10 protein-coding genes are annotated in these 12,724 nt (G+C 62.7%); 6 read left to right on the top strand and 4 right to left on the bottom strand.

What is annotated here, in order from left to right:
* Positions 1-2 precede the first annotated feature (2 nt).
* The 3 genes from OO730_RS11705 to OO730_RS11715 all read right to left on the bottom strand — a co-directional run bounded on the left by OO730_RS11705 (position 3) and on the right by OO730_RS11715 (position 3,125).
* On the bottom strand, positions 3-1,088 hold the full coding sequence (locus OO730_RS11705; RefSeq protein WP_264981644.1) for an ABC transporter ATP-binding protein: 1,086 nt from the start codon (positions 1,086-1,088) through the stop codon (positions 3-5).
* 11 nt (positions 1,089-1,099) lie between these two features.
* Positions 1,100-2,179 (bottom strand): ABC transporter ATP-binding protein, encoded by a 1,080-nt coding sequence (locus OO730_RS11710; protein ID WP_264981645.1) that lies wholly within the window; start codon positions 2,177-2,179, stop codon positions 1,100-1,102.
* Positions 2,180-2,324: 145 nt separating this feature from the next.
* Entirely contained in the window at positions 2,325-3,125 is an 801-nt protein-coding gene (locus tag OO730_RS11715; protein ID WP_264981646.1) for a DeoR family transcriptional regulator, read from the bottom strand.
* A gap of 258 nt (positions 3,126-3,383) precedes the next feature.
* Here OO730_RS11715 and glpA point away from each other — a divergent pair, with 258 nt between their 5' ends.
* The 6 genes from glpA to OO730_RS11745 all read left to right on the top strand — a co-directional run bounded on the left by glpA (position 3,384) and on the right by OO730_RS11745 (position 11,492).
* The gene (gene glpA, locus OO730_RS11720; protein ID WP_264984160.1) at positions 3,384-4,967 is read left to right on the top strand and encodes an anaerobic glycerol-3-phosphate dehydrogenase subunit GlpA; all 1,584 of its coding nucleotides are present in this window, start codon (positions 3,384-3,386) and stop codon (positions 4,965-4,967) included.
* On the top strand, positions 4,964-6,226 hold the full coding sequence (gene glpB, locus OO730_RS11725; protein ID WP_264981647.1) for a glycerol-3-phosphate dehydrogenase subunit GlpB: 1,263 nt from the start codon (positions 4,964-4,966) through the stop codon (positions 6,224-6,226). Before glpA ends, glpB begins: the two co-directional genes overlap by 4 nt.
* Positions 6,227-6,257: 31 nt before the next feature.
* The gene (locus OO730_RS11730; protein ID WP_264981648.1) at positions 6,258-7,868 is read left to right on the top strand and encodes a 4Fe-4S dicluster domain-containing protein; all 1,611 of its coding nucleotides are present in this window, start codon (positions 6,258-6,260) and stop codon (positions 7,866-7,868) included.
* A complete protein-coding gene (locus OO730_RS11735) occupies positions 7,865-8,722 on the top strand; it encodes a CoB--CoM heterodisulfide reductase iron-sulfur subunit B family protein (protein ID WP_264981649.1) in 858 nt (285 codons plus the stop codon). Before OO730_RS11730 ends, OO730_RS11735 begins: the two co-directional genes overlap by 4 nt.
* Positions 8,723-8,790: 68 nt before the next feature.
* On the top strand, positions 8,791-10,302 hold the full coding sequence (gene glpK / locus OO730_RS11740; RefSeq protein WP_264981650.1) for a glycerol kinase GlpK: 1,512 nt from the start codon (positions 8,791-8,793) through the stop codon (positions 10,300-10,302).
* Positions 10,303-10,337: 35 nt separating this feature from the next.
* On the top strand, positions 10,338-11,492 hold the full coding sequence (locus OO730_RS11745; RefSeq protein WP_264981651.1) for an acyltransferase family protein: 1,155 nt from the start codon (positions 10,338-10,340) through the stop codon (positions 11,490-11,492).
* An 18-nt stretch (positions 11,493-11,510) separates the two neighbouring features.
* Here the strand turns inward: OO730_RS11745 and OO730_RS11750 are convergent, their stop codons facing one another.
* Positions 11,511-12,665, bottom strand: coding sequence for an iron-containing alcohol dehydrogenase (locus OO730_RS11750; RefSeq protein WP_264981652.1), 1,155 nt, complete (start codon positions 12,663-12,665; stop codon positions 11,511-11,513).
* Positions 12,666-12,724: the final 59 nt, after the last annotated feature.

The raw sequence follows: 12,724 nt of genomic DNA on the forward strand, positions 1-12,724 counted from the left end.
CGTTACCGGACCAGCAGTTCGTTGCAGTAAAGCTTGGTCTTGTCCTGCGGAAAGGTCAGCCAGCACTCTTTCCCCGGAATCTCACGGTCATCCTTGATCCGGGCTTTGACCTCGTTGTCGCCGAAAGCGGCGGTGACGATCTTGCAGAATCCCTGATCCTCCACGCTGACCACCTTGGCGGGGATCGCTCCCTCCGCCGGCGAGCCGTGGACGCCCACATACATGGGCCGAATGCCGATCTTGATGTCGCCGCCCTGCTGCAGGGCCTTCTCGGCGTAGGACGGGGTCAGTGAAATCGACGCATCGCCGACCAGTGCCTGCGAGCCGTCCACCGTGCATTTCAGGAAATTCATGCCCGGGCTGCCGATGAAGTAGCCGACAAACGTGTGTTCCGGGGCCTCGAACAGTTCCTCCGGGGTTCCCATCTGCACGATCTCGCCTTCATACATGACCACGATCTGGTCGGCGAAGGTCATGGCCTCCACCTGGTCGTGGGTGACGTAGATCATGGTCAATTTGAATTCCTTGTGGATTTCCTTGAGCTTGCGCCTGAGGTCCCACTTGAGGTGAGGGTCGATGACGGTCAGCGGCTCATCGAAGAGGATGGCGGCCACATCGCTCCGGACCAGGCCGCGCCCGAGGGAAATCTTCTGCTTGGCGTCGGCGGAAAGCCCTGCGGCCCGCTTCTGGAGATCGTCGGTCAGATCGAGCGCCTCGGCGATCTCCTTGACGCGCAGGTCGATCTCGGCCTTGGGCACGCCCCTGTTCTTGAGCGGGAACGCCAGGTTCTGGTACACCGTCATGGTGTCGTAGAGCACCGGGAACTGGAACACCTGGGCGATGTTGCGTTCCTCCGGCTGCATGCCGGAGACGTCCACGCCGTCATAGTGGATGCTGCCGTGGGACGGCTTGAGCAGGCCCGATATGATATTGAGCATGGTGGTCTTGCCGCAGCCGGAAGGGCCGAGCAATGCATACGCCCCGCCGTCTTCCCATACCTTGTGGATGCGCTTGAGGGCGAAGTCCTCCTCGCCGGAAGGGTCGGGATGATAGCTATGCTTGATTTCGTTTAACTCGATACGCGCCATGGTGGCTCCTGCTAATCCTTGGCGGGCGATGCGACCAGCTTGCCCGCAGTGTTGAAAACATAAAAAGCGCCGGGCCGCGCGTAAGCCGATACCCGATCACCCACCCTGTGGGAGTGGACACCATTTTCCTGGACCACGATGGACGCATCCCCGTACTCGATGTGCACAAAGGTCTCCGAGCCGTTGATCTCGGTCAGGCCGATCTCGCCGACGATGCTCGCACATTCCTCTTCGGGGCATGTCAGCTCGAGCTGGCTGGAACGGATTCCGAAGGTGTATTCGCCGGGTTCCAGTTCCGTCATGGCCTTGGAGGCGGCAAAGCTCAGGTTGCCGCCTATCCGCACGGTGCCGTCCGAGATGGTGCCGCTGAGGAAGTTGATGGGCGGATCGCTGAAGACCTCGGCCACCTGGGTGGTGGCGGGATTCTGGTAGACCTCGGCCGTGGGGCCGACCTGAAGGACGCGCCCTTCGTGCATGACGACCACGTTGCCGCCGAGCATGAGCGCCTCGGTGGGCTCCGTCGTGGTGTAGACGACCACGGATTCGCGGGCGATGAAGATCTTCTGCAATTCGTCCCGCAGTTCTTCGCGCAACTTGTAGTCGAGGTTGACCAGGGGCTCGTCGAGCAGGAGCAGGTCGACGTTCTTGACCAGCGCCCGCGCAATGGCCGTGCGCTGCTGCTGGCCGCCGGAGAGTTCCGCCGGGAGTCTGTCGAGGAACTGTTCGATGTGAAGCATCCTGGCCGCTTCAAGCACCCTGGTCTCGATGTCGGCCTTGCTCTTTCCCGCGATCTTGAGGGGCGAAGCGATGTTTTCGAAGATGGTCTGGGAAGGGTAGTTGATGAACTGCTGGTACACCATGGCCACGCTCCGCTTGCGAACGGAAACGCCGGTGACGTCCCTGCCGTCCGCCATGACGGAACCTGTGGTCGGGCGGTCGAGCCCTGCCATGATGCGGAGCAAAGACGTCTTGCCCGCCAGCGTCCTCCCCAGGATCACGTAGCGGGAACTGGATTCGAAATCCAGATTGATGTCTTTGAGGTGGACTTCCTGTCCGACCAGCTTACTGACGTCGATAAGTTTGAGACCCATAAAGCGCACTCCCCGGTGGTCTATTCCGGTCAAAATATTTTTTAGCTAATCCCAAACCGACATAACATCGTCACAAAATGTTCGCAAGCGAAAACGCAACATGAACGACATCTCATATTAAACAAGAAGCCGATTACCGCAAAAACTAATCGCCTACATGCAGTTCGACCTCGTTCTGCTTCATGACTTCCACCAGCTCGGCGGGGGGCATCTTGTCGGTGAACATGGCGTCCACTTCCTGGATGTTCCCGAGCCGGACCATGGCGTTCCTGCCGAACTTCGTATGGTCGGTCACCAGGAATATCTTTCTCGAGTTGTCCATGATCGAACGGGCGGCTGTGACCTCGCGGTAGTCGAAGTCGAGCAGGGTGCCGTCCCGGTCCACGCCGCTGATCCCGATGATGCCGTAGTCCACCTTGAACTGGCGTATGAAGTCGATGGCCGCCTCGCCCACAATGCCGCAGTCCTTGGGCCGGACCAGTCCCCCCGTGACGATGACCTCGATGTCGCTGTTGCCGCTTAACGTCTTGGCGACATTGAGATTGTTTGTGATGACCCTGAGTTTCTTGTGATGAATGAGCGCCTTGGCGACTTCTTCATTGGTGGTGCCCATGTTGATGAACAGGGAGGACCGGTTGGGAATCCGTTTGGCCACCAGCTTGGCGATTATCTGTTTCTCCTGAAGGCACAGAACCTTGCGGTCCGTGTAGTCCACGTTCTCGGTGCTGTAGACCGGCCCGGCGCCGCCGTGGTGGCGTTGCAGGCGGCCCTGCTTGCTGAGAATGTTGATGTCCCGCCGAATGGTCTGCGGCGTGACGTTGAACTGGGCGGCCAGGGTGCCGATGGCGACAAAGCCTTGTTCCCTGACAAGATTGACGATCTGGGTGTGGCGAGTGCGGACGGAGGCGTGTTTTACTCTGCTGTCGGTGTCGTTTTTGCCGGACATTGGGGAATCCCTTAAGTTCAATAAGTTCAAATACGAAAAGAAAAATCGAGCTCTTTTTGTTCGAAAGTGAAAAAAATAATGACGCAATCCTGAATTTTCGGTATCCTTGACCGTGGTGTGTCTATGGAACTGAAACAAATTTGTGTTTTTTACTCATAACATTTTCATTTTTTTGCTACAAGAGAAAATAAAAATAGGCGGAAGCATGTCGAGTCACGAAAACGGTGGTCCGACCTGCCTTCCCAAAGGCAGAAAATGATGAAGGTTTTGCAGACCAGGGTGCTCATACTCGGCGGCGGCGCCACGGGAACCGGCTTGGCGCGCGACCTGGCGCTGCGTGGCGTGGAGTGTCTGCTGACCGAACGCCGCGACATCAATGCAGGGGCTTCAGGCGGCAATCACGGGCTGTTGCACAGCGGGGCCCGGTATGTCGCTTCCGACGTGGAGGCGGCCGTCGAGTGTCGCGAAGAGGGGGCCATCCTCAAGAAACTGGCACCCCAGTGCATCGATGATACCGGCGGGCTGTTCGTGGCGGTGGAGGGCGACAACGAGCAATATGTCGCCGACTTTCCCGCCATGTGCGGGCGGAGCGGCGTCCCGGCCAGGGAGCTCGACCTGGCAGAGGCCCGGAACATGGAGCCGGTCCTTTCGGACAAGCTCATCGCCGCCTACGAGGTGGAGGATGCGTCCGTCGATCCCTTCATGCTTTCCCTGGACAATCTCGCGCAGGCCATGACTTTGGGGGCCGGATACGAGCGCAACGCCAAGATCGTGGGCTTCACCAAAAAAGGCGGACGGATTCAGCGCGTCGGTTTCCTCAACGAAGCCACAGGGGAAGAATTCGAGGTCGAGGCGGAACTCGTCGTCAACGCCACGGGCGCATGGGCCGGGATCATCGCGGAACTGGCCGGTGCCACCATTCACATTCTCTATTCCTCCGGCAGCCTGCTCATCACCCAGGACCGCCTGACCCGGCGGGTGGTGAACCGTCTGCGCAAAGCCTCGGATTCCGATATCCTGGTGCCGGGTGGGACCGTCTCCGTACTCGGCACCACCTCGGTGACCATCGACCATCCCGATCATTGCCGTCCCACCGTGGCCGAGGCCGATGCCATCATCGACGACGCCCGCGCCATGATCCCCTGCCTCGAAACCACCCGCTACATTCGGGCCTATGCCGGGGTGCGCCCGCTGGTCATGACGGGCCAAGGCAGTGACGCCCGCAGCGTCAGCCGGGGGTTTTCCCTTATCGATCACGCCCACGACGACGTGGAGAATTTCATCACCATAACCGGCGGCAAGCTGACCACCTATCGCATGATGGCCGAAAAGACCGCCGACATGGTCTGCGCCAAGCTCGGCGTGGACGCGCCATGCCTGACAAAGACCGAGCCGCTGCCGCCCTCGACCATGGGCCGCTGGACCGAGCCGGGGCTGGGACCGAAGTCGTGGATCGGCGATCGGGACGGCGACGACCTGATCCTGTGCGAATGCGAGATGGTCTCCAAAAACGCGGTCAATACGATCATCGAGCACATGGGTCCCATGCGCGGGGAGTCCATGCTCCAGGCCATCGGCATGCGCAGCCGTGTCGGGAAAGGCCCGTGCCAGGGGGGATTCTGCGGACTGCGCGTGACAGGCCATCTCTACGACCGGGGACTTGTCGAGGGACATCAGGGCATGGACGAGCTGCGGCAGTTCGTGGGCAGGCGGTGGCGTGGATTCGCCCCGGTCCTCTGGGGGCTGGGCATGGTCCAGGCCGACCTGCAGGAGGCGCTCTACTGCGGGGCGCTTGATCTGGAGCTGGAAGACGACGACAGCCGATGCGGAGGTGACCTGTGACCAGGGATACCGTCTACGACGTCATGGTCATCGGCGCGGGTTTCGCGGGCATGGCCGCCTCGTTGTTCGCCTCATCCAGGGGGCTGAGCGTGGCCCAGGCCGGGACCACCGGCGGCATCGATTTCAGCACCGGCTTCATCGATCTCATGGGCGTGCATCCCGTGAGCGAGCAACGCCGCCGCATGCGTCCCTGGAAGGCTGTCGAGGCGGTGGTCCGCGACTGTCCGGGACACCCGTACGGGCTTGTCGAGCGCGACGAACTGGCCGCATCCATCAACGAATTCACGGCTTTTCTGGCCGAGCAGGGATTGGAATACGTCGGGCACGACGATCGAAACACCTGTGTCCTGACCCCTGCCGGAACGGTCAAACGGACCTACCGCGTTCCGCGCACGGCGTGGAACGGCGTGGTCGCCCTTGAGCAAAAGGCCCCGACCCTGATCGTCGATTTCCATGGCCTGAAAGGGTTCAGCGCCAAACAGCTCATGCAGACGCGCAAAGACTCCTGGCCGCAACTCGAAGCGGTGCGGGTGGAGTTCCCCGCCGGTCGGGGAGAGCTCTATCCCGAGCACATGGCCTGGGCGCTGGCCGACCCCGCCAACCGGGTCAGGCTGGCCGAAACGGTCATGGCCCGGGCGGGCGGCGCGGAGTACGTCGGCTTCCCCGCAGTGCTCGGCCTCAACGACCCGCTGAAGGTGGTGACCCACCTCGAGGAGCTGACCGGCAAAAAGATTTTCGAGATCCCGACCATGCCGCCTTCCATTGCCGGTCCCCGCCTGCGCGGTGCCTTTGATCGCGGTCTCCCGGCCAAAGGGGTGCGCACTCTCTCCCAGAAAATGGTGCTGAAGGCGAGCGCGGCGGACGGAGACATGCTTCGGTTCGAGGTCGGCACCGGCGCGGCGGCGGTCACGGTCACGGCCAAGGCGGCCATTCTCGCCACGGGCCGGTTCTTCGGCAAGGGGCTGCGGGCGAACCGCCAGGGCATGACCGAGCCGTTGTTCAACATCCCCGTGGTCCAGCCCCGGACCCGTGACGAGTGGCACGGACCGGATTTCTTCGGCCCGCAGGGCCACCCCGCGAACATGGCCGGAATCGAGGTCGACTCCAGGCTTCGCCCGCTGGGCGACGGCGCTCCGGTGCACCGGAACCTGTTTGCGGCCGGGGCCATCCTGGCGCACCAGGACTGGATGCGCATGAAGTGCGGCGCGGGGCTGGCCATTGCCACGGCTTTCAAGGCCGTGAAGGAACTGACGGGATAAATATCTTTTCAAAGGCAGGAAGGACGGTCGTATGCATTTCTTCGACTTCGGTTTGAGTATCGCCTCCGTGATCTGCGTTGCCGGTGTGGCCCGACGCATTGCACTGTGGTGGCGGCCGACGACCAAGCCCGTGTCCGACCCCCGCCCCCGCCCCATCCTTTCCGCCGTCAAGGCCCTGGTTCTCGACGTCCTGCTGCTGGCCCGCACCGTCAGGACCGGCCCGTTGCGCTGGCTGGCCCATTGCCTGGTCTTCTTCGGCTTCATGGGGCTGCTCCTGTTCCACGCCCTTGACGAGACCGTCACGGTCTCTTTCTTCCCGGCCTACGAATCGACCCTCGACCCGTGGCAGTTCCTGCGCAACCTGTTCGCCGCCATGACCCTGGCCGGACTGGGCCTGATGATCTACCGCCGACTGGCCGTCCGCCGGTTGCGGGCGGTGACGCGAACGCAGGACTGGGCCATTGTGCTGGCGGTCGGCTGCATCATCCTGTCCGGGGTCTTCCTGGAGATGTCCAAGATCATCTCCCCGGCGGCGTACCAGCGCATGGCCGACGAGTATTTTTATTCCGACAACGGGCAGGAAGTGACGGCCCTGAAGGCCTTTTGGGCGCACGAATACGGCGTGGTCTTTTCCCGGCGGCTCCCCTCGGATGCGGCGACCCTGGAAATGGGGGCTGAACTCAACGAGGACAACTGCGCGGCCTGCCACGCCGACACCCGCTCCGCGTTCCTCTCCCGGTCGCTGGCGACCGCCCTGGCACCCTTGTCTCCGGCCATGAACACCAGCCGGGCCGATACGGTCTTCTGGTACTTCCACATGATCTTCTGCTTCATAGGTTTGGCGGCCCTCCCGTTCGCCAAGTTCTTTCATCCCCTGTCAACCCCGGCCAACATGATCGCCCGGCAGGGACGGCGCGACGGCGACGCGGAATCGCCCCTGGCGCAAAGGATGGGCATGGACGCCTGCACCCGTTGCGGTGAATGCAGCGTCCGGTGCAGCGTGGCCCCGAGCTTCAGCGTGCTCGGCAACCCGGACATCCTGCCGTCGGAGAAGCTCGCCTCCCTCAGGCGGTTCTGGTCGGACGGGTCGTTGGCGGGCAGACCGCTTGCCGACTTCGCCCAGGGCAGCCGCATCTGCACGGAGTGTCTGCGCTGCACCGATGTCTGCCCGTCCGGGATCAACCTTCAGGACCTGTGGATGCGGTCCAAAAAAGAGGTTGCACGCAGGTCGCCCGACCCCAACGGCGCGGTGCGCCTGATGCGCCCCAGCCAGAGGGTCGTTTCCTTCGAGGACTGCAACATCGTCCCGCCCATATCCGGATTGGCCGACAATGCCGAGTCCTATTGGGCCTGCGTGCAGTGCACGACCTGCACCAGCGTCTGCCCGGTGGTGGCCGTGTGCGAGGACCCGTCCACCGATCTCGACCTGACGCCGCAGCAGATAATGAACCTGCTGCGCATGGGGCTCAAGGACCAGACCCTCGGCGCGCGCATGGTCTGGAGCTGCACCACCTGCTACAAATGCCAGGAGCACTGTCCGCAGAATATCCGGGTGGCCGACGTTCTCTACGAACTACGAAACACCGCCGCCGCCCGCATGGGGTGCGGAGACCGGGCCGGCATCGACGGAGAAAGCCAATGAGATACGCCTATTTCCCGGGGTGCAAGATTCCCCATCATCTGCCGGAGTACGGCTCCTCGGTGGAAGCGGTCTGCGCGGCCCTCGGCATCGAACTGGTGAAGCTTGAATTCAACTGCTGCGGCTGGCCCGTGCGCCATGAAAACGAACTCGCCTCCATTTTTTCGGCGGTGCGCAACTTCGCCATCGCCGAGGAGGCCGGGCTGCACATCCTGACGCCGTGCAAGTGCTGTTTCGGCAATCTCAAGTATGCCGTGTCCCGCCTGGAAGAAGACCGCAAACTCGCGCTTCTCGTGGGCAGCCTGCTGGCCCGGGACGGGCTGGCCATGCCCAGGTCCATGCATGTTTCCCATCTCCTGACCATTCTGGACGAACAGGTCGGGGTCGAAATCCTCCAACGACATGCTGCAACCCCTCTGACCGGGGTGAAGGTGGCCTGCCACTATGGATGCCACGCTCTCCGGCCGGGGAATGTCACCGGGTTTGACGACCCTTTGGCCCCGACCTTGTTCGAAAGGATCATCCGCGCCCTCGGTGCCGAGACCGTGGACTGGGACCTGCGCCTGGAATGCTGCGGCCATCCCCTGCGCGGGCGCGACGACGTCATCTCCGACGCGTTGATGCGCAAGAAGCTGGAGGGCGCGGCCTCGGCAGGGGCGGACGTCATCGCCACGGCATGCACCTACTGCCAGCTCCAGTTCGACAAGGAGCGGGACCTGCTGCCCGTCAACGCCGCCTTGCGCCAGGCCCCGCCCGCAGTCCTGGTGACGCAGCTCATCGGCACGGCCCTGGGCCTGGATTCCGGCGCGGTGGGCATGGACAAAAACAATATCCCCTGGCACGCGCCCATTTTGTAGGACGCAAGTTTATGCTACAGGGACAATCGACATAAGTGATTGTTTATCGACAGGATAAGGAGAGGATGATGGCCAAATACGTCGGAGCCGTTGATTCGGGCACAACCAGCAGCCGGTTCATTATTTTTGATGAAAAGGGACGCATCGTCGGGTTGGATCAGAAGGAACACAGGCAGATATACCCCCAACCCGGCTGGGTCGAACACGACCCCATGGAGATATGGAACAACACCGGCGAGGTGATCAAGGGCGCCCTGACCAAATCCGGCATCAAGGGGAGCGAGCTGGCCGCCATCGGCATCACCAATCAGCGCGAGACCACCGTGGTCTGGGATCGCAACACGGGCAAGCCCTTCTACAACGCCATCGTCTGGCAGTGCACCCGCACCCATGAGATATGCAAGGAGCTCACGGCCGACGGCGGACAGGACCGTTTCCGCGAGAAGACCGGCCTGCCCATCGCCACGTATTTTTCCGGGCCCAAGATCAAGTGGATTCTCGACAACGTGCCCGCTGCCAGGGCCGCATCCGAGAGAGGCGAGGCCATGTTCGGGACCATCGAGTCCTGGATCATCTGGTGGTTGACCGGCGGCCCCAAGGGCGGCGCGCACGTCACCGACGTGACCAACGCCAGCCGGACCATGCTCATGGACCTGCACACGCTCAAGTGGGACCGCGAGATCATGGAGATCATGGGCATCCCGGCACGGGGACTGCCCCGCATCGTGCCGTCTTCGGATCAGGCCACCTGGGGACCGACCTCGGAGAGCGGGCCCCTCGGCGCGCGCGTGCCGGTCTGCGGGGCCGTGGGCGATCAGCAGGCCGCCCTGGTCGGCCAGACCTGTTTCGCTCCCGGCCAGGCCAAGAACACGTACGGCACCGGCTGCTTCCTGCTCATGCACACGGGCCACGAGCCCATCCAGTCCAAGCACGGGCTGATCACGACCCTGGCCTACCAGTTCAGCGGGCGGAAGCCGTCATACTGCCTCGAAGGGTCCATCGCCATTGCCGGGGCCCTGGTCCAGTGGCTCAGGGACAACCTGCGGATGTTCGAGTCCGCGCCCGAAGTCGAGGCCTTGGCCGGCAAGGTGGAGGACACCGGCGGCATGTACATCGTCCCGGCGTTCTCCGGGCTCTATGCCCCGTACTGGCGGCCCGACGCCCGCGGGGTCATGGTCGGCCTGACCCGCTACATCAACCGGAACCACATCGCCCGCGCCGTGCTGGAGGCCACCGCCTACCAGACCAAGGACATCGTGGAGGCCATGAACAAGGACTCCGGCGTGGAGCTCAAGACCCTCAAGGCGGACGGCGGCATGGTCTACAACGAGCTGTTGATGCAGTTCCAGTCCGACCTGCTCAACGTGCCCGTGGTCCGTCCCAAGGTGGCGGAAACCACCTGCCTGGGCGCGGCCTACGCAGCCGGTATCGCCGTGGGCTTCTGGTCCGGGCGTGAAGAGCTGTACAACAACTGGGAAGAGGACAAGACCTGGCATCCGAACATGACCGAAGCGGTCCGGGCCGAGGGGTACAAGGGCTGGAAGAAAGCCATTGAACGGACCTTGGACTGGGTGGACTAAAGCCCCCGTCCCCATAAGCAGGGCGGTCGATCCCGATGGCCGTCAACAACACCGAGGTGACCATGCGGCCCCAGATTTCCACGTCAAAGCGTATTCCCCTGCTTGATGTCGCTCGATTTTTCGGCATCATCCTGGTCTATTACGGCCATATCATCGAACGGATCATGTACCTCGAGAACCCGGTGGCCACCGCGCAGTACAAGTTCATCTACTCGTTCCACATGCCGTTCTTCTTCCTGCTGGCGGGATTCACCATTGCGCCGGAAAAGACGCTGTTGCCCCTTGGGCGGTATGTGAAACGGCTGGCCGCTTCCCGGCTGGTCCCCTACTTCGTGTTCACCGCAGTACTGGCCGTCCTGAGCCTGCTCTTTGCCGGTCATTTCGTGGTGGTGGACCTCACCACGGCAGACGGATACCTCAAGGGAATCGTCGCCTCGCTGCTCGGCTTCCCGGTGTTCAACATCCCCCTGTGGTTCATGGCCTGCCTCGTGTCGGTGGAAATCCTGCATTACGCGGTGGGGCGTTTCCTCGACTCCACCCTCAAGCTCGCGGGCGCGGCCATCCTTTTCTACGTGGGCGGGTATTACCTGACCTTGAAAATCCAGTTCTTTCCCGGCCCGAACTTCTGGCTGCTGCACGAAGCGCTGGTGGTCTACGCCTTCTATCTCGTCGGCGTGGTCATGCGGCGGGAGTCGATCCTGCTCGGTGCGCACTCGCGGTGGCGGCTGCTCCTGGCGAGCGCGGTCTGCCTGCTCATCGTGGTCTTCACCTATGACCTGAACACCGGCCCGTTCCGGCTGTTCCAAGCCGTGGTCATCGTCCTGTCGGGGCACGGCAACGTGCTGCTGTTCCCCTTGACCGCGCTGGTCGGGAGCCTGCTGCTTCTGCTGCTGGCCAAGTCCGCCGGGGCCAACCGCTTCCTCATGTTCATGGGTGAAAACGCGCTCATCCTCTTCTGCCTCAACGGGGTGTTCTACCATTATTTCAATGGTCCATACGCAGAGTGGTTCGCAGCGAACTTCCCCGGCCACTGGATGGCGGTCACGGCTGCGGGCGCGGCCTTCACCGCGGTCAGCCTCGCCTGCTGCATCCCGTTTATCCTGCTGTTCAACAGGGTGGTCCCCCAATTGGTGGGGAAGCCCGCTCGGCAGGGCCCGCTGTTGCCCCGCCTGATAAGCGGTCGCCTCTGATCGGAAGCAGGCCTCGGGCTAGAGCGCCCTGGCCAGTATCTCCAGCAGCTCCTCGTCGGTCAGGACCACGGGATTGCCTTTCATGCTGCTGGCCTCGGCCGCTTTCCGGGCGAGGTCGGGGAAGTCCGACTCGGAGAGTCCGAATCGGGACAATCCGGGGATGTCCAGGTCTGCACACAATCCCTTGATCCAGCCGATACAATCCATCGCCGTCGACCGGTTGCTGCGGGTGATGATGCGTGCGATCTCATCGTAGGCGTCCAGGGCTCGATTGTCCTGTGCCCGACTGTCGAGGGCGCGGAGATTGACCTCCATGACATGGGGCAGAAGGGCGGCGCAGACCGTGCCGTGCGGGATGTGGAACTGCCCGCCGAGGGGGGCGGCAAAACCGTGGACCGCGCCGAGCTTGGCGTTGGCCAGGGCGATGCCGGAAAAGAGGCTGGCCAGGGCCATATCCGTCCTGGCTCCGATATCCCGGCCTTCTTTGCAGGCCTTGTGAAGAGAGCGGGCCGCCTTTGCCATGCCTTCCCTGCACAGGGCATCGGTCATGGGGTTGGAATGGGTGGAAACAAAGGCCTCGATCAACTGGGTCAGGGCGTCCATGCCCGTGGCCGCCGTGACGCCGGGAGGCAGCGACAGGGTCAATTCCGGGTCCACCACGGCGATGTCTGCGATCATGTCCGTGGAACGCAGGCTGACCTTGACGCCGTGCGCCTTGGACAGCACCACGCCGTTGGCTGTGACCTCCGAGCCGGTCCCGGCCGTGGTCGGGATGGTGATCAGGGGCACCGGCCCGGCGGTCAGCGGCAGTCCCTTGCCCACCACTTCGAGGTAGTCGAAAATATCGCCCGTATTCGTCATCAGCGCGGCAATGATTTTGGCCGCATCCATGACGCTGCCGCCGCCCGCGCCGATGACCACGTCACAACCGTGTTCACGGGCCTGTCCGGCCGCTTCCTGAACGGCGTCGGTGTCGGGTTCGCCCGTCGTCGGGATGACAAGGGGCGGAGCCGTGGCCGCAGCCAGTGCATCGGCAAGCCACTGCATGCGGGCCGGGTTGCTTCCGGTCACCAGACATGGACGACGTCCCATTCCTGCCGCCAGGGCCGGTATATCCCTGGCCGCGCCTTCCCTGAAGATGATGCGTGAGGCGGTGGCAAAATCAAATTGCATAATCGCACCTATGGTAAATATTCGATACGGTTACCTTTGTTTAGCATCGAATCCGTAAT

Origin of the sequence: Pseudodesulfovibrio portus, from assembly GCF_026000375.1 — a bacterium.
Lineage (GTDB): Bacteria > Desulfobacterota > Desulfovibrionia > Desulfovibrionales > Desulfovibrionaceae > Pseudodesulfovibrio > Pseudodesulfovibrio portus.